This is a genomic window from Bradyrhizobium stylosanthis (assembly GCF_001641335.1).
Classification (GTDB): domain Bacteria; phylum Pseudomonadota; class Alphaproteobacteria; order Rhizobiales; family Xanthobacteraceae; genus Bradyrhizobium; species Bradyrhizobium stylosanthis.
In genome coordinates, this window is the sequence record NZ_LVEM01000010.1 from 43629 (window position 1) to 67885 (window position 24257).

The following is a 24257-nucleotide window of genomic DNA, read 5'->3' on the forward strand; positions in this document are numbered from 1 at the left end:
CGATTGGGCGATTATCGTCGCCGTCCCTTGAGTAGAGAGTGGGGCGAGCAATGAGTGGTTTCCAAGCCAAGTTGGAACGTTTTGAAAACCTCGCCGCGGAGTGCGATCTGATCGCTAGTCGATCGGAAGGAAGCAATCGCGAGCTATACCAGCGGGCGGGCCAACACTATCGCGATTTGGCCAATGACGTACGCGCGTTAATCGCATCGTTCGATCTTGCCGCTTAGGCTTTTTGCAACGCCATTGACCAGGCTACAGCGCCGGGCCGTCAGGCCGACTTACGCTGTGACCTGCTTGCCGCCTTTTTCGCAGCCGTTTCCTTTGCCGGCTTCTTGCCGGCTATCGGCATCAACATCTCCTTCTGGCCGGCAGCAGCCTTCTTCGCCTTCTTGGCGGGCTTACCTCCATTCGCTGGAGCGGCTTCCCTACCCACGCTCTGTCGTAAGGCCTCCATCAGATCCACGACGTTCTCCCCCTTCGGCCGCTCCTTCGGACGGATTACCTTTCCGGCTCGTTTCTCGTTAATCAGTTCGACTAGTGCACTCTCGTAGTGGTCCTCGAACTTCTCGGGATTAAACGTGCCCGCCTTTTGGTTCACAATGTGCCTGGCGAGGTCGAGCATGTCCTTTGTGACTTTGACGTCCTGGATCTCGTCGAAGTATTCCTGTTCGCTGCGGACCTCATAGGGGTAGCGCAGCAGCGTTCCGACGAGCCCCTTGTCCATCGCTTCGAGAGCAATGATGTGCTCGCGATTGGTCAAGACCACGCGGCCGATCGCGACCTTGTTCATCTCACGGATGGTTTCGCGGATCACAGCGAATGCGTCGTGGCCGACCTTGCCGTCAGGACGCAAGTAATAGGGGCGGATCAAATAGCGCGGATCGATGTCGGTCTTATCGACAAACTCGTCGATCTCGATCGTGCGGGTAGACTCAAGCGCAACCTCTTCCAGCTCTTCCTTGGTGACCTCGATGAACTGGCCTTTCTCCAGCTCATAGCCCTTCACAATGTCCTCGTTTGGCACCTCGTCGCCAGTGTCCGCATCAACCTTGAGGTACTTGATGCGGTGGCCCGTCTGCCGATTGAGCTGGTTGAAGGAGATTTTTTCGGACTCTGAAGTCGCGGGGTAAAGCGCCACAGGGCAACTCACGAGGGACAGACGAAGGAAGCCTTTCCAGTTGGCGCGGGGGGCCATGTACGCGGAACTCCAGTTTTGGACGGCTTGGATTCAAGACGATCGAAAGCGGTCGGTTCCGACACTGCCGTAGACAAATAAATCGATCAGCCACTCTGAGCAGGACTCGACTTTCGTTCTCATTATGTTCTAATTCCGACATGAACGATCGACCTGCGAGTTGGCGCATGCCCACCCCAAAACAGATGGAAAAGCTTGCGAGGTCAATGGGTCGAGAGATCGCGAGCCAGCGCCCGTTTGGGCCGAGTGATGACATGCCGGATGAATATTGGCGCGCATTACTCGACGATGCCCAAGTCCTGATAGCGGATGCGGGACGTTCGAGCCCTCGCCCGCGCCTCTGCGAGCTTCCGCAGCACGTCCTGCGCGTTTCCTGCCACAGGTGCGAACGCATCGTTGAAATCCAGAAGGTGGACGCGGTCCGCCTCTACGGGCCGCAGGCCGGTTGGAAGGAGGTCGCGCGGCGATTGCTGGACAGCACTTGCCAGAACCGTACTGGCCGCCACGAGGAGGACGGCTGTTGGCCGGCCTTCTGCCCCGTTTGACCACCCACCTGCGCGCTCATGGCTCCGAAGCACCACCCGACGCCCCTATCCGGCGGCGACCGCAAAGCCCTTGGCAAGGAGCTCGGCAAAGCACGCGCGATGACCACTATTCTGGCAGCGAAGTCTTCAGCGGCTCGCGCCCAAGGTGAAGCGCTGATCAAGCAAGCAGACCGCCTCCTGTGTGAGAGCTGGAACGAGCGCATGTGGGCAAACGGCGAGCCAATCGATCCCTCGCCGACCATCGACCAGGCGATCAACGGTGGCTACTCTTGGCTTGAGATCCAATGCTCGCGCTGCAAGACGCGACGTGACGTTGACCTCGCTGTGCTACCGCATGCCGCCACCACGTTTGTCCATGACCTGTCCAGCAGGCTCCGCTGCAACAAATGTGCTAAGGCGGGACGCCGTCCTGCCGCGACGTTGCTCCAGCTCGCGCAGCGCCCCCGCCCCGCTTCTTCCGAGACGTGACGATGTGCAATCTTTACTCGATCACCACTAACCAGAATGCGATCAGCGCGCTATTCCGCGTCGTCAACCGCTACGTCGGCAACCTGGCCCCGATGCCCGGCGTGTTTCCCGACTATATGGCGCCGGTCGTTCGGACCGGCGCCGACGGTCGCGAATTGACCACAGCGCGATGGGGTATGCCTTCCTCGTCGAAGGCACTGATGGACGCGACCAAGAAGCGGGCAGAGAAGCTCCAAGCCAAAGGCAAGACCGTCGACTTCAAGGAATTGCTCCGGATGGAGCCCGACAGCGGCACCACCAACATCCGAAACGTGAAGAGCAAACACTGGACTAGGTGGCTAGGCCCCGAGAATCGCTGCGTTGTCCCATTCAACTCGTTCAGCGAGTTCAACAAGGCCGAAGGCGGCGACATCTGGTTCGCGCTCGACGAAAGCCGGCCTCTCGCCTGCTTCGCCGGCATTTGGACGAATTGGACCTCGGTGCGGAAGGTCAAGGAAGGTGAGACATGTAACGACCTCTATGCCTTCTTGACCACGGAGCCGAACGCCGAGGTCGGCGCCATCCACCCGAAGGCGATGCCCGCGATCCTGACGACGCCGGAAGAGGTCGAGACGTGGATGACGGCGCCGGCGGACGAAGCACTCAAGCTGCAGCGACCGCTGGCGGACGGTGCGCTGAAGATCGTAGCTCGCGGCATTAAAGAAGATCCTGCCACCAAAACTTGACGCAGCCTAATGGTCCCACCTTCCTGCGTCGATACCTGCTACGGCGCAGTTTCGCGCCTTCTCCTCTTCGGCTCGCTCCGACAGGATGTCCAACGTCTCTCGATCGATTTTCCCCATCGCCCAAAGACGATCCAGCGCTTTTGCGACCTCCAGCGCTTTCCTCCGGACAGACGCTGGACCTGGGCGGCTGTCTGCCATTCCACGCTCAAATGATTGATCAAGTTCGCGTCGCGCAGACCGCTTTTATTGCCTTTGTCCATCAAGTCTTCTGTAACGCCACTGCACCTGGCCGAACCGGAATAGCCGCTCCACGATCCCGCTCCCCGCGTCGGCTGCAACCGCCCAACGCCGGCGGCATGTTTGTCGTGCACGGTGACGGAAGCCCTTACGGCGCCGTTCGCCGCGACGTTTCCGTGAGATCGGACCAGATTCGGATGAGTGATGACGCCCTTCGAGATGGTCACGTCGAACTCTTAGGTGGGGTCACAACCACCGGTCCGGGTCTGGCGACTTGATGATCGAGCTTGGCAAGCCATCAGCAGAAGCTCGCTCCAGATCATCGAGTGGCTTCGACCGATCGAACGCATTCGTTCATCATGACTTCCTGAATTGAGCAGCCGACAACAATTCACATTCACGTTGGTTCCGGTCGGGAAAGCGAGGCAATCACAGGGGCGACCGCGACAAACCGTTCACCCGGGCCGTCAGTGCGATCCGCCTAAGCCTGACCGCGCCCGCACCATAACGCGCAGACCCGGATCCAGACGCTGATAGGTTAACTCGGCCTCAAGCTGCTGCGTGAGTAACTGAACAATTGTCGAACCCAATCCCACCGACTCCGTCGTTTCGTCAAACCCGATCCCGTTGTCGGAGACTGCCAAATTGAGTCCTTCGTTTTTCGACAGCTCCACCGTCACGTAACCCGCCTTCTGGTCCGGAAACGCGTACTTCAGCGCATTCGTAACGAGCTCGTTCACGATGATGCCGACCGCCAAAGCCTGATTGTGCGGCAGGGAGAAGTTCTCGCAGAGCACTTTGAAGGCTACGGGTCCGGACGGCGCCAAGGATTGGAATACCTTTTCGACGACATCGTTCAGAAAATAGCGCATGTCCACAGAGCGCGATTCCTCCTTGATCGCGAGGTGATCGTAGACCTCCGCCATAACCTGCACCCGACGTGAAGTGGCCTGAAGTGCCGCAGCGACCTCGGGCCCGCCGTGCCTCGCTTCCAGGCGGATCATGCCGCCGAGTATGGCAAGGTTGTTCTTCGTCCGATGAGCCATCTCTTGGAGAAGCAGGGCCTTGGTCTTGTCTGCGAGCATGACGCGCCTAAGCTCGGCGCGCTGAAACTCGGCGACGGCAGCCGTTCCTGCGGCGGTGATCGCGAAGAGCACGTTCGCGGTGAGGAAGTCGAGCCCCACTGCGCCCGCGTAGCTCAGATACGCTCCCGCCGAAACTGCGATTACGGCCGCCAATACACCTGAGCCACGGTCGAAAACCAGGCCGGAAACAAACACGCCGGGAAGCAAGAGAAAATATCCCGGCCACCCGGTCTGCATCTGGAGCGCCAATTGGAAAAGAGCACAAACCACCATGACGCAGCAGGAGATGCCATATCGAATCGCAGTCGGAAGCCGATGCTCCAATACCAGCGGATAGAGCCTGTTCATGGGAGTGAAACCGCCGGCTTAGCGATGCCGTTCCCGACGCATCCGCAGCAATCGTCCGGCCACCTTAAAATGCCTTTCAAGGAACCGATTTGCCAATGATCCCACCATCGGAAATGCGAGGATGTCTCACGCAGGTCCTTATGCCCGACTTCTACTTTCACCTCAAAGCACAAATACTGCAGAGTTCCTGACCCATCGGTATGGCTGGGCGCTCGCCGGAGAAGAACAGGGTTTGCCCGCGTTGTGCGGGCTGCGCGGAACACGTGGACAAGCTTCAGCCTTGCCGTTCCGAATCCCTGCTACGTGCTAACCGCTAGGAACACAACGGTGGGCGGAAGGATTCGTCCTCTGCTGGAGCGATCTCGATGCTGATGACGAAGGAACGGCGGCCGACAGTCCGCACGCTGCGGGGATGGGCCATCAGCTTGCTGCAAGACAGTGGCGCCATCCTCGAGTGCGAGGAACACGGCTGGGCAAACGATCGAGCCGACCCTCATGCGCGAGAGCGCGCCATCGATCTCGCCCGTCAGTATCCACCCGCGGGTCTTTCGCCGGAAGAGGCAGTCGCGGAGGTACGGAATGTTCTCGATTCCGTGGGGGACACCTGCCCCGAGTGTTCGCCGGAAACCGCGAGATAGCGCGGCCTTTGCCGGACATCACAAACTGCTCCACCAGCCTCGCAAACCACAACCTCCGCCGGCCGGAGCCGCGCTGCTTCAGGACGATATCGAAGCCCGCGTCGCGATTCATATTCGGCCTAGAAGCTCGTGTTTCTATCCGTCCCCGCAAACCGTTCTTCAACTCGCTTCGATAGTATTCCTCGAACTGCTCCGGATCGAAGTCATCCAAGGGGCTTTTAGCAACCAGCGCGCTGACGATGAGTTGTCGAACGCACATGCCGGGTGACAACCGGACGCTATGGGGATGTTGGACGCGGAGCATTTTTCCGGTTTCTGCCCGCGACATCAACGCATCGGTACGCGCTGACAACTAACCTGTTCCCGGCATGTGCACCGCCAAGGAGGTGACACGTCAGAAATCAAGGAGCACATGAAGATGTTGGCAAGGATGGTGTGGAGGTCGGTACTGTCGATACATAAGCGCGGGGTCTGCCGCTGGCATATACCGCGCGCGTTGGGGGCCTCTTGCGAACAACGGTGAGATCGCACGGATTCCATTAGCTTCCCGAAATAGTAACATGTCCCCAACGATCATGGCCGTGGGGTCAGCCGTTTCCATAACGGGGTGGTTCAGGCTCGATCCGGCGCGTTTTCCTTAACCATTCATTTTTGGACACGCGAGGAAGGCGCCGGAAGCCAGCGTTCTCGCAGCCGCGAGCTGAGCGATCCCGCGGACCGAAAGTGGCTCTTTTCGTGAGAACAGGAACAACGCCATCATCGGTCCGTTTAGCTGGTCGAGGGAGATGCGCCATGACCGAGAGCCAATCCGGAGAACCGTCGACGTTTTCCAAGACAACCGCGGCCGTACGAGACGCCGCGCATGAGATTCGGAACGCGCTGGACAACGGACAACCGCCTGGCCAGTGGAAAGTCATCCTCCGCAATGCTGTCCGGGAAGCACCACTTCCGGCATTAGCGGTAGCTTTCGTGCTTGGAGTTCTCGTGGCGCGCCGGTAGGCGCCATCTGCAAACCCTCATCGCCCTAGTGGTGGCTTCCCAGAGTGGAGAAAAATGCATCTTCGGGCGCGGTGCTCACGGCCGATGTCGAACTGCGATCATCCAGCGATCCAAGGCTACGTTTGATGGCTCATGCCATACGGCACGACAACAAGGAGAGATCGCGCTGATGAACAACCTCCGCGGATTCGATGCGGTGCGACTGCCGATTCGCGACACGCTCGCCGACAACCTCCGAGGGCTTGATTAAAGAGGTTGCCCGAATGGCGCAGATCTTGGTTGGTACATCCGGTTGGCATTACGACTCCTGGCGAGGCCCGTTTTTCCCGGCGGACCTTCGCCAGAAACACCAACTGCCGTATTATGCGAGCCAATTCGATACGACCGAACTCAATGGTGTCTTTTATCGGACGCCAACCCGCGAAGCGGTAAAAGCCTGGCACGATCAGACGCACGCAGGCTTTGTTTTCGCTTGGAAGGCCTCGAAGTTCATTACGCACTGGAAGCGTCTCTCGGATAACTCCGAAAGCAGCCTAGAGCTACTCGAGGACCGGATCTCCGTCTTACGGGGCAAGATCGGTCCCATTCTTTTTCAGCTTCCTCCTCAATTCAAAGCCGATGCCAACCGCCTCGCATCTTTCTTCAAACTATTGTCGTCCAAGCGTAGGTATTCCTTCGAGTTCCGTCACCCGAGTTGGTATCAGCCGAACATCTTTCGCATGCTTGCCGACGAAAACATCGCGTTATGTCTATCTGACCACCATGATGCCCCGGCACCTTGGAAGCGAACGGCAGACTTCGTGTACTTGCGAGGTCACGGCCCATCCGGACGTTATCATGGGCGTTATTCGAGGAGGACACTTCAGGAGTGGGCCCGCCGCATCAAGTCGTGGCGGCGGCAAGGCTGCGACGTCTTCGTGTATTTCGACAACGATCAAAAAAGCGCCGCTCCGGCGGACGCACTTGCGCTCAAGGCTCTGCTGTCGGTCGGGCGCAGGTGATCGAAATGCCTTATCTGGGGTTGGTCCGCAATCCTCGCCCTCGCTGCACGTGTCTTCAACATCCACCGAAAATGGCTCTAGGAACCTTGATCCGTTTGATCGATTGAGCGCTTCAGCTTCTTAATTCAAACGAACAGATGCATAGGATTGTTGGAGTCCTCCTTGGTCTTGTGACCGCTTTGGCGGGATGCCAGCGGGAGGAGCGACAGTTGCGGCTCGATCCCCCGGTCGCCGAGGCGCTCGACAAAATTGCCCTCATGCAGAACCGCATCGGGGGTACGCCGCCGGAGGTCTATTTCAAGCTCGGCAAACCCTATGAAACCAACGCCTATAATCTCAGCCAGGGCAAGCGACTGTACTCGTGGTTCGGCTGCAAGCGCTGCCACGCCGACGGCCAGGGCGGCAGCGGACCCGGCTTCCTCGATGGCTGGTGGTATTACGGACCCGAGCTCGTTTCCATCTTCGCCTCGATCCGAGACGGGCGGCCGCACGGTATGCCTGCGTTTGGCAAACAGATGACCACGGATCAGATCTGGCAACTCGCCGGCTATGTGCAGACCATCGGCGCCTATGAAGGGAAGACTGCCGCACCGAGCCGCAACGACGACAAGCAGACGCGGCCGGCCGAAAACCGTGCGCCGGCCAAGCTGCTGTTCGATGAAGGCCCCTCGCCCGTGCACTCCGACCAGGGACCGACACCGTGATCCGCGGCGCGTGCAAAGCCGGTTCGGGCCCCCTGCTCGCCGCTCCCTTGGCCGCCTGTGGCGGCAATTGGCAATCCGCGCTCGATGTCTACGGCACCGCAGCGATCGGCTTGAAGCAGCTGATCATCCTGATAGTCGCGGTCTGCTCCGTAGTCTGGATGCTGGTGATGATCGCTTTGATCGTTGCTTTGTGGCGCAGACGCGATGCGCAGGCGCAGGCGCCCGAACCGACGCGTGAGCGACGCATGACCGTGGCCATCATGGGCGCCGTCGTCGCCACCGTGCTTATCATCGGCACCTTCACCGTCATGAGCTTCATTGCGACCCGCGCGCTCAATGTCGCCGGTCAGGACGATCTGACCATCCGGGTGCGCGGGTTGCAATGGTGGTGGGGCCTCGAATATGTCGGCCCCGATCCGTCCCAACGATTCGAGACCGCCAACGAGATCCACATTCCCGTCGGCCGCAATGTGCGCCTGAAGCTCGAAGGTCTCGACGTGATCCATTCGTTCTGGGTCCCTAGCCTCGCTGGCAAGCAGGATCTCGTTCCAGGCCGTCCCAACGAGCTCACCATCCGCGCCGAACGCGCCGGCGTCTATCGCGGTCAATGCGCCGAGTTCTGCGGCATGCAGCACGCCCATATGGCGCTGCTGGTGATCGCCGAGCCGCAAGACGATTTCGATAAATGGGCGAACGCTCAGCGGCAGGCGGCGACGCAACCAGCCGAAGAAGAAGCTGCCTCCGGATTGCAGACATTCCTGGCAAAGCCCTGTGCCGCCTGCCACACCGTGCGCGGCACCGCAGCCGCGGGCACCACGGGACCTGATCTCACCCATGTCGGTGGCCGCCGCGCCATCGCGGCCGGCCTGTTCGAGACCACGCGCGGCTCGCTCGCAGCCTGGATCGCCGATCCCCAGACCATCAAGCCAGGCAACAACATGCCACTAGTGCCGCTTACACCCGAGGAGTTGCGCGCGGTGTCCGCTTATCTCGCGAGCCTGAAATGAACGGCCCTCCGACAGCGCCTGATACGCGCGACGCCGATATCGAGCGCACGCGCCTGCCGAGTGTGCTGGCGGAAACCTGGAAGACGCCGGTCGGGTTCTGGGGCGCGCTCGTCACTGTCGACCACAAGATCATCGGTCGCCGCTATATCTTCACCGCTTTCGTCTTCCTCGCCATCGGCGGCGTGCTCGCCGCCCTGATGCGAATCCAGCTCGCCCAGCCGGAGGCGCGTCTGTTCGGTCCGGACCGCTACAACCAGATCTTCACGATGCACGGTGCGAATATGATGTTCCTGTTCGCGGTCCCAGTGATGGAGGCCGTGGCGGTCTATCTGGTGCCGCTGATGGTCGGCACCCGCAACATCGCCTTCCCGCGCTTGAATGCCTTCTCCTACTGGATCTATCTCGCCGGCGGTGTGCTGCTCTGGACCGCTTTCGCGCTCGACATGGGGCCCGACGTCGGCTGGTTCGCCTATGTGCCGCTCTCCGGTCCGCAATACGGCGCCGGCAAGCGCGCCGACATCTGGGCGCAGATGATCACCTTCACTGAGCTTTCCGCGCTGGCGGTTGCGGTGGAGTTGGTCGTCACTATCTTCAAGCAGCGCGCGCCCGGCATGACGCTCGACCGCATCCCGGTGTTCGTGTGGGCCATGCTGGTGACGTCGTTTCTGGTGATCATGGCGATGCCGGCAATCATGATCGCGAGCACCAGCTTGATCCTCGACCGTCTCGTCGGCACGCACTTTTTCAATCCGGCCGAAGGCGGCGACGCGCTGCTGTGGCAGCATCTGTTCTGGTTCTTCGGCCATCCTGAGGTCTACATCATCTTCCTGCCCGCCGCCGGCATGGTCTCGACCATGATCGAGCCCTTTGCGCGGCGACCGGCCTTCGGCTATCTCGGCCTCGTGATGGCGCTGATCGCGACCGGCATCCTCGCCTTCGGTCTGTGGGTGCACCACATGTTCGTGGCAGGTCTGCCGCGACTCGGCGACAGCTTCTTCACCGCATCCAGCATGGCTATCGCGGTCCCTGCAGGCATCCAGATCTTCTGCTGGCTGGCCACCCTATGGGACGGCCGGCCGGTGTTCAAGACGCCGCTCCTGTTCATCATCGGCTTCGTCGTCACCTTCGTCATCGGCGGGCTGACCGGGGTGATGGTCGCATCGGTGCCTTTCGATACCCAGGTACATGACACCTATTTCGTGGTCGCACATTTCCACTACGTGCTGATCGGTGGTGCCGTGTTTCCCCTGCTTGGCGCTGTCCACTATTGGTTTCCAAAGCTGACAGGACGCATGATGAGTGAAAGACTCGGGCAGTGGTCGTTCTGGCTCATCATCGTCGGCTTCAACGCGACGTTCTTTCCGATGCACATCCTCGGGCTGGAGGGCATGCCGCGCCGGATCTACACTTACCAACCCGATCTGCCTTGGCACGGCCTCAACCTTTTCATCAGCCTCAGCGCGGTGATTCTCATCGCCGGCTTCCTGCTGTTCTTCATCAACGCGATCCGGAGCGCGCATTTCGGCGAGGTCGCACCGGACAATCCCTGGGACGCGCCGACGCTGGAATGGGCCTCGACGTCGCCTCCTCCCAGCTATAATTTCGCAATGATCCCGGTCGTTAGCAGCCTGCATCCTCTGTGGGACGATCGCGAGACGCTTCCCGTCGCCGCTGGACTACGCACCGACCGCCGCGAGCTGGTCGTGACCACGTTGGCCGGCGCCGAACCGCAGGCGCGCGAAGCTTCGCCGCGGAATTCGATCTGGCCGCTGTGGGCGGCAATCGCAACCACGATCATGCTGATCTGGTCGATCTTCTCGCCTTGGGCCGTGATCTGGGGTTCGATCCCCGTCGCTGTCGCCCTGATCGGGTGGTTCTGGCCGAAGGGCACGCCAGAGGACGAGTCATGAGGGAAAGGATCGTACTGGGTCTTGGCCGATTGCCGCTGCACGGAATGGGAGCGGCGAGCGTAACCTGGTGGGGCACGCTCGCTTTCATGCTGATCGAAGGTACGGGCTTTGCGCTCGCGATCGCTGTCTATCTCTACCTGATGAACCTCGCGACGGTCTGGCCGATCAATGCGCCGCCCCCCGATCTGCTTCCGGGCACACTGATGACGTTGATCCTTGAAATCAGTCTCGTGCCCAACATCCTGCTCTCGCGCTGGGCCGAGCAGCAGGACTTGCGCAAAGTACGGGTCGGGATCGTGATCATGTCGATCCTTGGGATTATCCCGCTGATCGTGCGCATCTTCGAGTTTCCGGCCCTGAAGGTGAGTTGGGACAGCAACGCTTACGGCTCCGTCGTGTGGACGCTGCTCGGCCTGCACACCACTCACATCATCACCGACGTCGTCGACACGCTGGTATTAGCGGTGCTGATGTTCACGCGCCACGGCCTGAACCTCCGCAGATTCGGCGACGTCCAGGACAACGCCATGTATTGGAACTTTGTCGTGGCAACCTGGCTTCCAATCTATGGCTGCATTTATTGGCTGGCACGGCTATGAGCACATCAAGGCTCCTCACCCGTCTTTCGATTTGGGCCGGCCTCTGGTTCGCCGCCTTTATCTGGGCAGTAAACATGCAGCTCGGGCAGATCCTGCCTTATACCGACTGCGGCTCTCAGCTCCATTGGTCCGCGATCACCTCGTTTTTCGGCGCGGCGCTCGCGATGGCAGCAGGGCTCGTCTCCTGGCTCGCCGCACGAAACGCGACCCGCGATTCCGATGCAGCGCAGGGCAATACTGATCTCGGCCGCACCGTCGGTGCGCTCTCCGCAAGCATCTTCACATTCGCTCTGCTGATGCAGGGCGTCGCAGCAATCGTGTTGACCGGATGCGAAAAATAATCCTCGCCACGATCGCCTCGTCGATGCCGCATGCTATCCACGCGCACAGCGCGGCGCCGGAGGCTGCGGTTCCGCACTGGACGTTTGATCCGTGGATCGTGCTGCCGCTCGTCGCGTTTGGCCTCCTCTACGGCGTCGGAAGGCTGGTGCTGGCGGCAAAGGGCCACAAGCGCTTATGGCAAGACATCGCCTGCGATGCGGGCTGGCTGACTCTTGCCGGCGCACTGATGTCGCCGCTGCACTGGCTTGGTGAACGCCTCCTTGCGTTCCACATGGTCGAGCACGAGATCCTGATGGCCGTGGCGGCGCCGCTACTCGTGATCGGACGTCCGGTCGGGCCACTGCTCTGGGCCCTACCGCAGGCGGCGCGGCGAGCGATCGGCCGGGCGATGCGGCATCGTCTGTCGAGCCGGCTGTGGGCGTTGCTGAGCGCTGGCCGCAACGCGACGCTGCTGCATGGGATCGCGATCTGGGCCTGGCACACGCCGGCGCTGTTCGATGCAGCGGTCGACAATATCCTGCTGCACCGGTTGCAGCATCTGAGCTTCTTCCTGAGCGCCGTCCTGTTCTGGTGGTCGGTCTTCCGGCGTAGCGACACAGGCAGCGCGGCCTGGCACGTATTCGTCACCATGCTGCACACCAGCATCCTCGGTGCGCTGATGGCACTGGCTCCGCATCTTCTCTACCGGCAGGACGTCGGCGCCGCGGCGGCTTGGGGTTTGACGCCGCTCGAAGACCAGCAATTGGCCGGCATCATCATGTGGGTGCCGGCCGGAACTATTTATGCCGGAGCCGCACTCGCGCTGATCGCGCTTTGGATCAAGCGGGCCGGCCTAGCGCAGGGAGCGAGCCGATGAGCTTCACGCTCTCTAGATGGACAGCGTTCGCGATAGCGACGGCAGGCATCCTGGTCATCGCAGCCGCTGTAGCAGGCTTAGCGCGCAGCGAGCGTCAGCAAAAGGAAGACGTCGCCCGCGCCATCACCGGTGGCGATCCCACCCGCGCGCCGGCGCTGATCCGCCGCTATGGCTGCGCGGGGTGCCACACCATCTCAGGCATCCCCGGTGGCGACGGTCAGGTCGGTGGCTCGCTTACCGGCCTCCGCGCGCGCGTCTACATCGCCGGCGTTACCACCAACTCACCGGACAATCTGGTTCGGTGGATTGTGAAGCCGCAAGTATTCTCGCCCCGCACCGCGATGCCCGCGACCGGCATCACCGAGGCCGATGCACGCGACGTCGCCGCCTATCTCTACGCGCAATAACGCTCCGTCACGGGCCGGGCGTCGGCCGCGACGGCAAGGATTTGACGAAGACGGCAATCGCCTCCCGATCACTTTCGGGTAGCATGGCCAGGTTGGTGACGACATCGGCCATTGACGAGCCGACGCGGCCGTGATTTGGCGTGATCCCCGTCTTCAGCATCGAGGCCAATTGGGCCTCCGACCAATCGCCGAGACGCGCGGGCGTGATGTTGGGATAAAAGCCGGTGCCGACGGGGTCCTGGCCGCCGGCATAACGGGTGCTCGCCTTGATCCCGCCCAGCATGTCGCGGGAGGAATGGCATTCTGCGCAATGGCCGGCTCCCTCAGCCAGATAGCGGCCACGATTCCATTTTTCATCTCGCGCCGGATCCGGCGCGACCAGGCCCGGCTTGAAGTACAGCATCTTCCAGAACGCGACAAAGCGGCGAATCCTGAACAGCGGATTGATCTCGTGGTCCGGAGGCCGTCCCGCCACCGCCGGCAGCGTGCGCAAGTAGGCCATGAGATCAACTGCGTCCTCAGGGCGCATATGCGTGAAGCTTGGATAGGGGAACACCGGGTAATAGTGGCTTCCGTCCGGAGACACGCCGCGCAGCAGGGCGTTGGCGAGATCCCCCGCGGTCCAGTTGCCGATGCCGTCGGTGCGGTCGCTCGAGATATTGGGCGCGCGAAACGTTCCGTAAGGCGAGGCCAAGGCCAGTCCGCCGCCGAGGCGCAGGCGGTCGGCTTGGCCCGGTGAGGCGTGGCAGGAGGCGCAGTCGCCGGCCGCGAAGACGAGCTTGCCGCGCTCGGCGTCGCCGCTGTCGGATACAGCCTCCGCTTCCGCTGCGGTCAGGCGTTGCGGCGCGGTCACGAACCATACCGCTGCGATCCCCGTGCAGCCGGCCAGGATCACCGCGACCAGCAAGAGACGTCCGCGCATCCCGTTCTACTCCCGCCAAAACTCCGCCAGCTCTTCGGCTGTCACCAAATCCACCTGGCCGTGAAAGCGCGTGCGATACATCGTCATGAGCGCGTCGTGCCCGACGTCAGACGAGCTGCACAGCGCATCCTGGACGATGACGACGCGAAAGCCGAGGTCGACCCCGCTCATGACAGTCGAGAGGACGCAGACGTCGGTCTCGGCACCCGAGACCACGACGGTACCGACGTTCTTTTCCACGAGCAGCCTCGCAAGGCCAGGATTGCTGAATGCGGAATAGGCCGGCTTGTCAATGACGGGAGCCGGCGGCACGAACCGGTTCAGGACTGGCACGAGCTCGAGCGCGGATGGCGGAAGCTGCCTTCGGGTCGCTCGGTACCAACGCTGGAAATAGCTTTGCCATTGTCCCGGACGATCTTCGGGCTCTTCCGGCGTGATGAAGCGCGTGAACATCGTTCTGGCCTGGGAGCGCGCAACGATCGAGACAATCGTCGGCAGAACCCGCTCCATCCACGGCGTCGCCCAAAGGCCGCCGGGCGCGAATATGTTCTGCATGTCGATGCACAAATGAACGGCGTCCCTGATTTCAGCGATGTCCGAGGCGCTGTCTCTCATCTTCCTCCAACCCTGACTCTGTGGACGTCACGAATGGCGCGCGTCATGTTGCCGAAATCGACGTCTCCCCGCCCTCGATGATCTCGGGAGGGACGTCCTTGAAAAGGCGCACCGGGATGGATTTGGCCGCGGGCACCTTGCTGCCTTCCGCGTAATGCCAGAGCGGAACGAGCACGTTGCACTCCGGATAGTATCCCGCGATACTTCTGCGCGGGATACCGTAGGGGACGACCTGGAGCTCGCTCAGGCTGCGCTCAATGCCATCTCCCGCCTCGGTCACCAGCGTAACCGTGTCACCCGATTTCAGCCCGTCATCCTCCATGTCGGCAGGGTTCATGAAGAGGACATAGCGGCTGCCCTCGACGCCACGAAAGCGATCGTCCTCGTTGTAGATCGTGGTGTTGAATTGTCCGTCGGCGCGCATCGTCATGAGCTCGTAGATGCCGTCGCTCTCGCGCGGCGGCGCAAAAGCTGACTTAGGCACGGTGAAGTTCGCCTTACCGTTTGGCGTCTTCCACCTTCGTTCACGCGCCGCGAGCGGTCGCGGAAAACCACCCGGCTCGAACATGCGCTGGTTGAAATTCTTGAACTGGTCGGGATAGGTGCGCTCAATCGCATCGCGGACTTTCGAGTAATCGCCGACCCACGTGTCCCAATCAACTCTCGAATTTGGCTTCAAGGTCGCCTTCGCCAGCGCGGCGACGATCGCCGGCTCGGATAGAAGGTGCTCGGCCACGGGCTTGCGCTGACCGCGCGAGCCGTGGATGCAGGCCGTCGAATCCTCCATGGAGACGGATTGCTCGCCGCTAACTTGCCGGTCGACCTCGATCCGGCCGAGGCACGGCAAGAGATAAGTGACTTCGCCTGGCACGAGATGGGTCCGGTTGAGCTTGGTCGCGATCTGCACCGACAAACGCAGGCCGGACCATGCGGGCTCCATCAACGACCGCTCGGGTACCGCACGCAGAAAGTTGCCCCCGAGACTGACAAAGCCGCGAATTTTGCCTTTCAGGATACCTTCGCATGCATCGACGGTGGATACCCCGTCCCACCGTGGCGGCTCGAAATCGTAGAGGTCGGCGAGTTTATCGAGCGGCACCAGCTTCGTTTTCTCGGAGATCCCGACCGTGCGCTGGCCCTGCACGTTGGAATGGCCCCGGATCGGCGAAATTCCCGCACCGGGTTTGCCGATGTTACCGCGAAGCAGCAATAGGTTGACGACCATCTTGGTCGTCTCGACTCCGTGCTTGTGTTGGGTGATACCCATGCCGTAATTGGCGATCACGGCGTTGGACGCCATGTAGATGTCGGCGGCCTCGCGCAGCGCCATCCTGGAGAGCCCCGAGGCCCGCTCAATCTCATCCCAGTCCTGCGCTCGGCAGAACGCGGCGAATTCCTCGAAGCCGGCAGTATGCCTTTCGATAAACGCGGCATCGACCACTCTCACAGTTCCTTTTTCGCGGGCGAGATCATCCGCCTCTATTACCCATTTGCAGATCCCGGTGATGGCGGCAGCGTCGCCGCCAAGACGCACCTGGTAATATTGCGAGCTGATACGCGTGCCGCCGGCGATCATCTGGACCGGACTTTGTGGATTGACGAACCGCTCCAGGCCACGCTCGCGCAAGGGATTGAAGGTAACGATCGGGACGCCCCGCTGCGCCGCCTCCTGCAGCGGATGCAGCATGCGCGGTGCATTCGTCGTCGTGTTGTGCCCGAAGAAGAAGATGCAATCGGTCGCGTCGAAATCCTGCAGCAGCACTGTCCCGACGGGAACGCCAATCACCTCCGGCAACGCCACCGAGGTGCTCTCGTGGCACATGTTCGAGCTGTCGGGAAAGTTGTTGGTGCCGTACATGCGGCCGAACAATTGATACATGTAGCTGGTTTCGAGCGAGGCGCGACCGGACGTGTACATGACGACTGAACGGGGATCTAGCCGGTTCAACTCGGCGCCGATTTCCTGGAACGCTTCGTCCCAACCCACCGGCAGGTATTTGTCTCTGCCCCTGTCATAACGCATTGGCGTGGTCAGGCGGCCCTGCTCCTCCAGTTGATGGTCCGACCAGATTTTCAGATCGGCCAGCGTATGCCGCGCAAAGAATTCCGGCGTCACGGTCTTGCTCGTCACTTCCCAAGCGGTTGCCTTCGCGCCGTTCTCGCAGAACTCAAAAGGACGCGGCTTCGCCGGCTTGGCCCAGGAACAGCTCACGCACATGAATCCGTCGGGCTTATTCTGCCTGAGCAGGATCTCGCTGCCCAGGATCGCAACTTCCTCCTGCGTCAAGATATGAGCAACGGCGTTGAGCGAGCCCCAGCCTCCTGCCGGACGATCATAGCTGTCGACCTTTGCTTTCCGCCGCATGACGCTTCCCTTCAATCGCAAACACCACCCCAAGCCCCTCCACCCAAAACCCAAGCTGTCATCGCAAGTTCCTCGGCATTAGGAACGTTGCTTCGGCTGGGGCGTCATTCCTCAACCTAGGACGGGACTCCATGCACGGCTCTCAATTTGAAGTAGGCGATCGCGTCTCGCTCCCCCCGGCCTCGGTCGCGCTACCCCGGCACAACTCACGCGGTGTGCGCGATGTCCGCATCATCGCGGAGGAGTGTCCCGTCGCACTCGTCTACGACGGTACGACAGTTGCCGTCGTGATGGCGACTCCCGCTGATTTGACTGACCTCGCGCTGGGATTCAGCCTGACCGAGGGAATTATTCATGACAGCAGCGAAGTCGAGGAACTCACCATCATTCCTGGACCCGACGGGATCGAACTTCGCCTATGGTTGCGACGGGATCCAGGACGCCGGCTGAAGGAGCGACGGCGGCAGCTTGTAGGACCCACCGGCTGCGGCCTGTGCGGCATAGACAGTTTGCGCCAAGCCGTGCGATTGCTACGACCTGTCCGACATTCGGCAGGCCTCACGCCCCAACAGATTGGCGAGGCGATCGCAACCCTAACGCATTCTCAAACCCTAAATCACCAGACGCACGCCACGCATGCTGCGGGCTTTTTCACGCCTGACAACAAGTCCATGGTGGTGCGCGAGGACGTAGGTCGCCACAACGCGCTCGACAAACTTGCCGGCGCGCTTGCGGCAGACGGAACATTCGGGTTCGGGGGCGCCGTAATCCTCACCAGCAGGATATCTGTCGAGATGGTGCAGAAAACGGCGGCGATAGGCGCTGGGGTCATTGTTGGCATGTCAGCGCCTACGGCACTTGCCGTACGAACGGCTGCAGCAAGCGGTATCACGCTCGTTGGTATCGCGCGAGGGAGCGAATTCGAGATCTTCAGTCATCCGACGCGAATCATAAATGACGGGTCCCCTCGCGAAGAGGCATAAAGAAAGCGGTCGCGAAGGAACAGCTCGACATTTGCGGCCGCGCGATTGTCGAGTGGGAACTGTTCTTGGCGCCGGCTGTTTTGCTGGGCGTTACCGGTAGGCCTTCGACGTGGCGCTCATCGCCGCCGTCAGGCCGTAGAGCATTGCGAGATTAGCCGCGACGGCACGCTGATCGCATAGGTAAAGATAGATGCTCGGCCGCGACGATTTCGCCTGGAGGAAATGGCGACCGACGAGAAGCTCAATACGATGGCGCTCCGGAGCGTCAATCAGAAAGCCGCGTAACCACGCCGTTAGCGCGTGGGTCTTGTCCGCTCGGGACGGTCCTTGCGGGCGGAGGAAAGGCGGACGAAAGGAAGATGGGGCAAGCTAGACTTTTCTGATCGGGCTGACAGGCGGCATCCGTCAGTCCGGAACACGGCTGCTGCCCAGGCGTTGGCGGGAATGCCCGTTACCCACGTCCCCGTTACCCACGTCAGAGGCTGGCTCACACAGTTCGGCGTTGCCACGGCCCGTCCCGCGGCATTCATCCTCTATCTGATCTACGCGATCTGCCGGATCGTTCTGGGGAACGGCCTCGAGTGGCACTCGATGGCGACGCTCGCGACTTGGGGAATGACCCTCCTCATTCAGCGCGCCGAGCATCGCGATACGCAGGCTCTCCACGCCAAACTCGACGAACTGCTGAAGGTGCACAGCTCAGCCAACCACTCGTTGATGACCATAGATGATCGAGATGCCGAAGAGGTTGAGCACGAGCGTGAGCATGTTCAACACGCGCGAAATTAGGCTGATCGGGTCATCGAATGCTCGAGAACTCGCAGCCAGCGTCACCGGGTCAGAACATCCCCGGCCGACGACGTAATCCCATGACGCTGCTTGGATTTTCGGGAGTGGACAGAGCCCACAGGTCTTCTCAACTTTCGGGCAATAGCGGACGTCTTCAGGCCAGCTTCAACCATCTCACTCAAGCTCTTCTCATCGGCCGGCGTCCAAGGCCTGGCCAGCAGTCGTCGCGCCATCTCCTCACCTCATAGTTTTTGTGCGGTGGGAATGCCTGTAGTCGGACGATCGTTCCTTCTCCTAGCATCTTCGGCGGTAAGCTTCCCCGGCGGGTATGGCCAAACACAACCGGCATAGTTCTTCAGTGCCGTCCTACCGCACGAAGACACCCCCGCCCCTCCCACATCTCGCCGCTGTAAAGGGCACGCCCTGGGAACAGTTTCGAAGCGGCTTGCTCCTCCCTCATCCCTCTTACCCGGGGTAAGCGAGACGAAGACAGCTGCATAGGAACAACGCATGTTCGCGCCGGTTCGAGAACAGATATTTCTCGCAACCCAGGGTAATCCATGTACCATCACGTCAAGAAACTCATGTTCACCGTGCGCGTCGACGAGCCGGATCCTCAGTTCGGCAATATGCTGCTCGAGCAATTCGGCGGCGCCAACGGCGAGCTCGCGGCCGCTATGCAATACTCAATACAGGGGATCAACTGCGAAGACCCGGACCGTAAGGATCTCTTGATGGATATCGGCACCGAGGAACTGAGCCATCTCGAAGTCGTCGGTACACTCGCCCGCATGCACCTCAAGCCCTCGAAATTCGATCGCCAGGCTGCTGAAGCCGATCCACTCATTGCCATTGCAGGAGGTGGGGGCGTGAACCTATTCAATTCACAGGGGAACGCATGGACCGCCGATTACCTGAAGATCACCGGCGAACTCGACGTCGATCTCCGCAGCAACATTGCCGCGGAGGCCAGAGCGAAGATCGTCTACGAACGGCTGATCAACTTCACCGATGACGCCGGCACAAGGGATGCGCTTCAGTTCCTGATGACCCGCGAGATTACACACATGAAGGCCTTCTCGCTGGCGCTCGAAAGCATGGCAAAGCCGGCCTTCAGCATCGGTCGGATCGCGCCGACCCCTGGCCTCGTCGATCAGTTCTTCAACGATTCGACTGGAACCGGCGATCACGGCGAGATTGACACGCGCGGACCGTGGAATGAAGGAGGCGAATGGGTCTTCACCGAGTCGCCTGCCATTCAGGCGGGTGAGCACGGCCCCGCAAGCGCAATCGTCACGGAAAGTTCTCCGCCCGTCGAAGAGGCCGGTCTTGGCGAACTTCTAATCGACGAGCTCCGCGACATTCTTCACGCAGAAAAGCAGCTGACAAAAGCGCTACCTAAGATGGCGGAGGCCGCGCGCTTCGATCAACTGCGAGAGCTATTCGAGCTCCATCTCGCCGAGACCGAGGCGCAAATCGAGCGGATCGATGAGTGCTTCCGGATGCTCGGTAAGTCTCCGCGCGCCAAATCTTGCAAGGGCATGATGGGCCTGGTCGAGGAAGGCCAGGAGATCATGACCCAGGGCGAAGATAAGGAAGATGCCGCTGCGGACCTCGCATTGATCGGCGCGGCGCAACGGGTCGAGCACTACGAGATCGCCGGCTATACCACGGCACGTAATCTCGCTTCTCAGCTTCGTCACAGCGCGATTGTCAGTCTGTTGTCGAAGTCGCTCGCCGAGGAGGAGAACGCCGACCAGCTCCTGAACCAAGTGGCGCGTTCGCTGATGTCGGTCGCGAAGATGCCGGCGGCCGTCGAGCGCGCGGAATAGTCTGCTATTGGGCTGGCGGGATCGTATAACGCAATTCCGCCAGTCCTCGCGGTTGCCGAATTTCGGTTAGGAACAGCACAGCATCCCGTGCTGCGTGAAACGTTCAGCTTGCCGACAGATATGTATGGCCACCGCCGTGTCCGGCCTAGCGCCGTCGCGCGATGAGCATTCCAACGAAGAACGCCGCGGTCAACGATCGGAGTGGCGCGGCCTTGGCGACCTCCCGCAATCGTTCGGCTATTAGAGCTATAGGGGTCGGCGCTGGCGATTCAGGCAATGCCATGGCGCCAAAGCGGCTACATATCCGATATCGTTTAGCAAGGCATCGCTAAACGCTAGGACTTATGCCTACGCCGTACGAAGGCCTTGGCGGTTCGGCGCTGTGCGAACGACTGCTGTGGTCTCGGTGGGATTTCGTGCGGTCTTCTCGAAGCGGCCCGATATCAATCAATGGGGCCTCCAGATGGAGGCCCCGATCTCGACAACGTTTCCGCGTCAGTTGTAATCCGAATACTTGAACTGCGGTAGCGCCTTCAGCTGCTCCTTGTTGCCGCTCATTACCGCGTGATCGGGCACCCAATCGTTCGTGTTGCGGTTCGTCGAGGCCGCACCGGTGGTCGTCGTCTCGCGCGTGGTGGTCGAGTTGCCGGTCGAGCTGGTCCGCACCGGCTCTTCGACAAACTTCAGCTTGTCCATTGAGACCGCGATGTCGTGCTCACCCATCCCGAGGAAGCCGCCAATACCGATCACCACCGCGTTGATCTTGCCGTCCTTGTCGACCAGCAACTCGTTGATGTCCCCGAGCTTCTCGTTAGCCTCGTTGTAGACGTTCAGGCCCATGAGCTTCGAAGCGCGCCAATTGTCCTTCAGCATCATCTTGTCGGTATGCTGCACGGTGGCCGCCGGCGCGGCCCGGTCGGCCGGCTGAGCGGATTGCGCGAACGCAGCGCCACTGATCACGGCAGTGCTCAGCAAAGCGACGGCAAGAAAGCTTTTCATCTATTTCTCCTCAGCGTTGGTGCCGCACCTGTTAGGATGCCGGCCCTAACGCCCATGATTGCCGCTTGTTCCCGGGCAAGAACGGGGGGGACGATGAATTTAGACGCCTTCGCGCTTAAGTACCTCATGCTTGCCGACATCGACCTCAATTCCGCCGCTCCCCCAAACCCTGATTAGAGGTGTCAGATTTCGAGCGAAGCCGCCGCCGAGCGTTCAATGTCCGCTCGCCATTGGACCAAGGAAGAAACCATTGCCTGTTTTTCCCGTTGCTGTCAGGGGCGCCAGCAACGTGAAAGGATTCTCGATGAAGCAGTTTGCAATGTCGGCGCTGATGGTAGGCGCTCTTGGTCTGGCCTCGGTGGCCACAACGTCTCCTGCCGAAGCCCACTGGCGAGGAGGTTGGGGCGGTTGGGGACCGGGTGTCGCCGGCGGCCTGGTCGCGGGCGCCGTCATCGGCGGGATTGCCTCCTCGGCATATGGCTGGGGGCCAGGCTACGGCTACTACGGCGGCGGGCCTTACGCCTACGACTACGGGTACGACGAACCCTATCGCTGGGGCGGCGGATACACCACGACCTACTACACGGCGCCGGTCTCCTACGGCTATCGCTATCGCCGCGTCGTGCGTCCTGCCTACGCCTATTATGGCGGTTCCTATCCGGTCGTTCGGCATCGCTGGCATCGTCATCATCACTGGTGAGACCGGTCCAATTGCACTAGGCCGCGCTTTGGAAGGCGCGGCCTTTTCGCTTTGGTATCCACGGAGAAGCGTGCGCTCACCACCATCTACCTGCGAAGGGGTCGTGCCGATCGGAGGCAAGCCGTCGCTCGGTTGCTCTCGTCGCCGGCTTCGCCGAGCGCCTCGGATGCGGGCGCCACTGTGAGGCGACGCGTGGTTCTTTCTTGACCTCAGCGGAAGGTGCGGTGGGCACGGCGGCCATCGCCTGACGCACATGGTCCTCCGGATACTCTAGGATGGATCGATCTGCGCGACTTTTGGCACGTCGTCGCGAGGACGCGTGTCGAATATGACCTTCTCCGGAAGGCTTCGCGCCGAGCTGATCCGGATGATGGTCTTTTCGGGCTCAAGGTACTTTCGCCCGTGTCGGGGTCGGCGGGCTTGAGGTCGTCGGCTTTCTTGTCTTCTTGCGCGACGGCAACGCTGCACAGCAACGAGGCCGCAAGCAGAATCAACGAGCGACGCATGTGACGCATCCAACCATTTCAGCATCATGCAGGATCGCGCCCGGGTTACGACCCCGCCGTCAGAGATGCCATTCTTTGGTGCTCAGACTCCATGCCGGACCCTTCAGCAGGCCAAAGCGTTGATGGTTCCGTGGGCGAAACAAAAGGAGGTGCGTGACGTGGCGGCGAAAAAGGGCTCGGGCAAGAAGCCGATCGAGAACGAGGATCAGGACAGCTTCCTGCAGCGCTTGGGGCCCGGCCTCATCACGGGCGCTTCCGACGACGATCCATCCGGGATTGGAACCTACAGTCAGGCGGGCGCCCAACTCGGTTTCGGCATAAGCTGGACGATGCTGATCACCTATCCCTTGATGGCTGCGATCCAAGAGATATCGGGACGCATCGGCCGCGTTACGGGACACGGCATCGCCGGAAACGTCTGCCGAAATTTTCCCGCTCCCGTCATCTGGTCCATGATCGTGCTGCTCTTCGTGGCCAACACGATCAACGTCGCCGCCGATCTGGGGGCGATGGGCGATGCGCTCAGGCTTCTGATCGGTGGGCCGGGGACCCTCTACGTCGTGATCTTCGGTGCGGTTTCGGTGATCGCGCAGATCTTCTTCAAGTATGAGCGTTACGTGTCCATCCTGAAGTGGTTGACGCTGGTACTGTTCGCCTACGTCATCGCGCTTTTTCTCGCCAAAGTGCCGTGGGGCGAGGCCTTGAAAGGATTGCTGATCCCGAAGATCGAATGGAGCGGGTCTTTTTTGACGACCCTTGTCGCGATCCTAGGGACGACAATCTCGCCCTATTTGTTCATCTGGCAGTCCTCTCAGGAAGCGGAGGAGCAGCGGATCGATCCCGACAAGAAGCCGCTCAAGCGCGAGCCGGAAAAGCAAGACGAGGAAGTCAAGCGCATCCGAATAGACACCCTCGTCGGCATGGCGGTATCGAACGTCATCGCCGTCGCGATTATCATCACGACGGCCGCGACCTTGCACGCGTCCGGCAAGACCGACATCGAATCGTCGGCCCAGGCAGCCGAAGCCTTGAGGCCCGTTGCGGGGGCGATGGCGGAGCTGATCTTCGCTCTCGGTATCATCGGGACAGGGCTGCTCGCAATCCCGGTACTGGCCGGTTCGACCGCTTATGCGATCGGTGAGGGGCGAAAATGGCCGGTTGGATTGTCGCGAAAGCCGAAAGAAGCTGTCGCGTTCTATGGCGTGCTCGCACTCTCGGTCGGGCTCGGCATAGGGCTTAACTTCACGGCGCTGGATCCTATCAAAGCGCTCTATTGGAGCGCGGTCATCAATGGCGTACTAGCCGTCCCGATCATGACCGTGATGATGCTGCTGGTGCGGCGGAAATCGGTCATGGGCGATCTCGTGGTTTCGGGGCCGGTCTATTGGTTAGGCTGGATCGCGACCGCGGCAATGTTCCTGTGCATCGTTGGCATGGCTTGTTCGCTGATGTGATCGTATCGTTCCCACATTGGGACGAT

Annotated in this window: 24 protein-coding genes; 17 read left to right on the forward strand and 7 right to left on the reverse strand. The window is 61.0% G+C overall.

What is annotated here, in order from left to right; genetic code table 11:
- Window positions 1-268: 268 nt before the first annotated feature.
- Window positions 269-1195: a non-homologous end joining protein Ku gene (ku, locus tag A7X65_RS39470; protein WP_063694809.1), complete on the reverse strand. Its 927-nt coding sequence runs from the start codon at window positions 1193-1195 to the stop codon at window positions 269-271.
- Between the two features lie 167 nt (window positions 1196-1362).
- Here ku and A7X65_RS39475 point away from each other — a divergent pair, with 167 nt between their 5' ends.
- Genes A7X65_RS39475 through A7X65_RS39485 form a run of 3 tightly spaced genes read left to right on the forward strand, consistent with a single transcriptional unit; the run spans window position 1363 to window position 2933 of the window.
- Entirely contained in the window at window positions 1363-1740 is a 378-nt protein-coding gene (locus tag A7X65_RS39475) for a hypothetical protein (RefSeq protein WP_063694810.1), read from the forward strand.
- Window positions 1741-1758: 18 nt separating this feature from the next.
- Window positions 1759-2208 (forward strand): hypothetical protein, encoded by a 450-nt coding sequence (locus tag A7X65_RS39480; protein ID WP_063694811.1) that lies wholly within the window; start codon window positions 1759-1761, stop codon window positions 2206-2208.
- A gap of 2 nt (window positions 2209-2210) precedes the next feature.
- Window positions 2211-2933, forward strand: a complete 723-nt coding sequence (locus tag A7X65_RS39485; protein WP_063694812.1) for an SOS response-associated peptidase — start codon at window positions 2211-2213, stop codon at window positions 2931-2933.
- 38 nt (window positions 2934-2971) lie between these two features.
- On the opposite strand, the gene A7X65_RS42380 is transcribed toward A7X65_RS39485, so the two are convergent.
- Entirely contained in the window at window positions 2972-3397 is a 426-nt protein-coding gene (locus A7X65_RS42380; RefSeq protein WP_145658318.1) for a hypothetical protein, read from the reverse strand.
- Window positions 3398-3637: 240 nt separating this feature from the next.
- The gene (locus tag A7X65_RS41210; RefSeq protein ID WP_156528453.1) at window positions 3638-4603 is read right to left on the reverse strand and encodes a sensor histidine kinase; all 966 of its coding nucleotides are present in this window, start codon (window positions 4601-4603) and stop codon (window positions 3638-3640) included.
- Between the two features lie 365 nt (window positions 4604-4968).
- Between A7X65_RS41210 and A7X65_RS43490 the strand changes: the two genes are divergently transcribed.
- From A7X65_RS43490 to A7X65_RS39535, 9 genes are all read left to right on the forward strand, one after another.
- Window positions 4969-5241: a hypothetical protein gene (locus A7X65_RS43490; RefSeq protein ID WP_063694813.1), complete on the forward strand. Its 273-nt coding sequence runs from the start codon at window positions 4969-4971 to the stop codon at window positions 5239-5241.
- A 1262-nt stretch (window positions 5242-6503) separates the two neighbouring features.
- Window positions 6504-7241, forward strand: a complete 738-nt coding sequence (locus tag A7X65_RS39500; RefSeq protein ID WP_063694814.1) for a DUF72 domain-containing protein — start codon at window positions 6504-6506, stop codon at window positions 7239-7241.
- A 137-nt stretch (window positions 7242-7378) separates the two neighbouring features.
- Window positions 7379-7945: a c-type cytochrome gene (locus A7X65_RS39505; protein WP_063694815.1), complete on the forward strand. Its 567-nt coding sequence runs from the start codon at window positions 7379-7381 to the stop codon at window positions 7943-7945.
- Window positions 7942-8952 (forward strand): cytochrome c oxidase subunit II, encoded by a 1011-nt coding sequence (gene coxB / locus A7X65_RS39510; RefSeq protein WP_430644010.1) that lies wholly within the window; start codon window positions 7942-7944, stop codon window positions 8950-8952. The genes A7X65_RS39505 and coxB overlap by 4 nt, the downstream gene beginning before the upstream one ends.
- Window positions 8949-10862: a cytochrome c oxidase subunit I gene (gene ctaD, locus A7X65_RS39515; RefSeq protein ID WP_082885239.1), complete on the forward strand. Its 1914-nt coding sequence runs from the start codon at window positions 8949-8951 to the stop codon at window positions 10860-10862. Before coxB ends, ctaD begins: the two co-directional genes overlap by 4 nt.
- The gene (locus tag A7X65_RS39520; RefSeq protein ID WP_063694816.1) at window positions 10859-11461 is read left to right on the forward strand and encodes a cytochrome c oxidase subunit 3; all 603 of its coding nucleotides are present in this window, start codon (window positions 10859-10861) and stop codon (window positions 11459-11461) included. The genes ctaD and A7X65_RS39520 overlap by 4 nt, the downstream gene beginning before the upstream one ends.
- Window positions 11443-11802, forward strand: coding sequence for a hypothetical protein (locus A7X65_RS39525; protein ID WP_156528454.1), 360 nt, complete (start codon window positions 11443-11445; stop codon window positions 11800-11802). Before A7X65_RS39520 ends, A7X65_RS39525 begins: the two co-directional genes overlap by 19 nt.
- A gap of 23 nt (window positions 11803-11825) precedes the next feature.
- On the forward strand, window positions 11826-12659 hold the full coding sequence (locus tag A7X65_RS39530) for a cytochrome c oxidase assembly protein (RefSeq protein WP_145660034.1): 834 nt from the start codon (window positions 11826-11828) through the stop codon (window positions 12657-12659).
- A complete protein-coding gene (locus A7X65_RS39535; protein WP_063694818.1) occupies window positions 12656-13066 on the forward strand; it encodes a c-type cytochrome in 411 nt (136 codons plus the stop codon). Before A7X65_RS39530 ends, A7X65_RS39535 begins: the two co-directional genes overlap by 4 nt.
- A gap of 7 nt (window positions 13067-13073) precedes the next feature.
- On the opposite strand, the gene A7X65_RS39540 is transcribed toward A7X65_RS39535, so the two are convergent.
- Genes A7X65_RS39540 through A7X65_RS39550 form a run of 3 tightly spaced genes read right to left on the reverse strand, consistent with a single transcriptional unit; the run spans window position 13074 to window position 16968 of the window.
- The gene (locus A7X65_RS39540; protein ID WP_063694819.1) at window positions 13074-13988 is read right to left on the reverse strand and encodes a c-type cytochrome; all 915 of its coding nucleotides are present in this window, start codon (window positions 13986-13988) and stop codon (window positions 13074-13076) included.
- A 6-nt stretch (window positions 13989-13994) separates the two neighbouring features.
- Window positions 13995-14603 (reverse strand): cysteine hydrolase family protein, encoded by a 609-nt coding sequence (locus A7X65_RS39545; protein ID WP_063694820.1) that lies wholly within the window; start codon window positions 14601-14603, stop codon window positions 13995-13997.
- Between the two features lie 43 nt (window positions 14604-14646).
- Window positions 14647-16968: an FdhF/YdeP family oxidoreductase gene (locus A7X65_RS39550; RefSeq protein WP_063694821.1), complete on the reverse strand. Its 2322-nt coding sequence runs from the start codon at window positions 16966-16968 to the stop codon at window positions 14647-14649.
- A 131-nt stretch (window positions 16969-17099) separates the two neighbouring features.
- Here A7X65_RS39550 and fdhD point away from each other — a divergent pair, with 131 nt between their 5' ends.
- The 3 genes from fdhD (at window position 17100) to A7X65_RS39565 (ending at window position 20572) form a co-directional block, all read left to right on the forward strand.
- Window positions 17100-17951 carry a formate dehydrogenase accessory sulfurtransferase FdhD gene (gene fdhD / locus A7X65_RS39555; RefSeq protein WP_063694822.1) on the forward strand — a complete coding sequence of 284 codons (852 nt, stop codon included), beginning with the start codon at window positions 17100-17102 and terminating at the stop codon, window positions 17949-17951.
- Window positions 17952-18395: 444 nt separating this feature from the next.
- A complete protein-coding gene (locus A7X65_RS39560) occupies window positions 18396-18740 on the forward strand; it encodes a low affinity iron permease family protein (protein ID WP_063694823.1) in 345 nt (114 codons plus the stop codon).
- Window positions 18741-19300: 560 nt separating this feature from the next.
- Window positions 19301-20572 carry a DUF892 family protein gene (locus A7X65_RS39565; protein WP_063694824.1) on the forward strand — a complete coding sequence of 424 codons (1272 nt, stop codon included), beginning with the start codon at window positions 19301-19303 and terminating at the stop codon, window positions 20570-20572.
- Between the two features lie 495 nt (window positions 20573-21067).
- Here the strand turns inward: A7X65_RS39565 and A7X65_RS39570 are convergent, their stop codons facing one another.
- The gene (locus A7X65_RS39570; RefSeq protein WP_063694825.1) at window positions 21068-21571 is read right to left on the reverse strand and encodes a PRC-barrel domain-containing protein; all 504 of its coding nucleotides are present in this window, start codon (window positions 21569-21571) and stop codon (window positions 21068-21070) included.
- Between the two features lie 358 nt (window positions 21572-21929).
- Between A7X65_RS39570 and A7X65_RS39575 the strand changes: the two genes are divergently transcribed.
- The gene (locus A7X65_RS39575; RefSeq protein WP_430644017.1) at window positions 21930-22271 is read left to right on the forward strand and encodes a hypothetical protein; all 342 of its coding nucleotides are present in this window, start codon (window positions 21930-21932) and stop codon (window positions 22269-22271) included.
- A 664-nt stretch (window positions 22272-22935) separates the two neighbouring features.
- Window positions 22936-24231, forward strand: coding sequence for an Nramp family divalent metal transporter (locus A7X65_RS39580; protein WP_063694866.1), 1296 nt, complete (start codon window positions 22936-22938; stop codon window positions 24229-24231).
- Window positions 24232-24257 lie beyond the last annotated feature (26 nt).

What these genes read in the sequence shown, in the direction of transcription:
- ku (WP_063694809.1), bottom strand. Translation starts at nt 1,195, where the DNA reads ATGGCCCCCCGCGCCAACTGGAAAGGCTTCCTTCGTCTGTCCCTCGTG.
- A7X65_RS39475 (WP_063694810.1), top strand. Translation starts at nt 1,363, where the DNA reads ATGCCCACCCCAAAACAGATGGAAAAGCTTGCGAGGTCAATGGGTCGA.
- A7X65_RS39480 (WP_063694811.1), top strand. Translation starts at nt 1,759, where the DNA reads ATGGCTCCGAAGCACCACCCGACGCCCCTATCCGGCGGCGACCGCAAA.
- A7X65_RS39485 (WP_063694812.1), top strand. Translation starts at nt 2,211, where the DNA reads ATGTGCAATCTTTACTCGATCACCACTAACCAGAATGCGATCAGCGCG.
- A7X65_RS41210 (WP_156528453.1), bottom strand. Translation starts at nt 4,603, where the DNA reads ATGAACAGGCTCTATCCGCTGGTATTGGAGCATCGGCTTCCGACTGCG.
- A7X65_RS43490 (WP_063694813.1), top strand. Translation starts at nt 4,969, where the DNA reads ATGCTGATGACGAAGGAACGGCGGCCGACAGTCCGCACGCTGCGGGGA.
- A7X65_RS39500 (WP_063694814.1), top strand. Translation starts at nt 6,504, where the DNA reads ATGGCGCAGATCTTGGTTGGTACATCCGGTTGGCATTACGACTCCTGG.
- A7X65_RS39505 (WP_063694815.1), top strand. Translation starts at nt 7,379, where the DNA reads ATGCATAGGATTGTTGGAGTCCTCCTTGGTCTTGTGACCGCTTTGGCG.
- ctaD (WP_082885239.1), top strand. Translation starts at nt 8,949, where the DNA reads ATGAACGGCCCTCCGACAGCGCCTGATACGCGCGACGCCGATATCGAG.
- A7X65_RS39520 (WP_063694816.1), top strand. Translation starts at nt 10,859, where the DNA reads ATGAGGGAAAGGATCGTACTGGGTCTTGGCCGATTGCCGCTGCACGGA.
- A7X65_RS39530 (WP_145660034.1), top strand. Translation starts at nt 11,826, where the DNA reads ATGCCGCATGCTATCCACGCGCACAGCGCGGCGCCGGAGGCTGCGGTT.
- A7X65_RS39535 (WP_063694818.1), top strand. Translation starts at nt 12,656, where the DNA reads ATGAGCTTCACGCTCTCTAGATGGACAGCGTTCGCGATAGCGACGGCA.
- A7X65_RS39540 (WP_063694819.1), bottom strand. Translation starts at nt 13,988, where the DNA reads ATGCGCGGACGTCTCTTGCTGGTCGCGGTGATCCTGGCCGGCTGCACG.
- A7X65_RS39545 (WP_063694820.1), bottom strand. Translation starts at nt 14,603, where the DNA reads ATGAGAGACAGCGCCTCGGACATCGCTGAAATCAGGGACGCCGTTCAT.
- A7X65_RS39550 (WP_063694821.1), bottom strand. Translation starts at nt 16,968, where the DNA reads ATGCGGCGGAAAGCAAAGGTCGACAGCTATGATCGTCCGGCAGGAGGC.
- fdhD (WP_063694822.1), top strand. Translation starts at nt 17,100, where the DNA reads ATGCACGGCTCTCAATTTGAAGTAGGCGATCGCGTCTCGCTCCCCCCG.
- A7X65_RS39560 (WP_063694823.1), top strand. Translation starts at nt 18,396, where the DNA reads ATGCCCGTTACCCACGTCCCCGTTACCCACGTCAGAGGCTGGCTCACA.
- A7X65_RS39565 (WP_063694824.1), top strand. Translation starts at nt 19,301, where the DNA reads ATGTACCATCACGTCAAGAAACTCATGTTCACCGTGCGCGTCGACGAG.
- A7X65_RS39570 (WP_063694825.1), bottom strand. Translation starts at nt 21,571, where the DNA reads ATGAAAAGCTTTCTTGCCGTCGCTTTGCTGAGCACTGCCGTGATCAGT.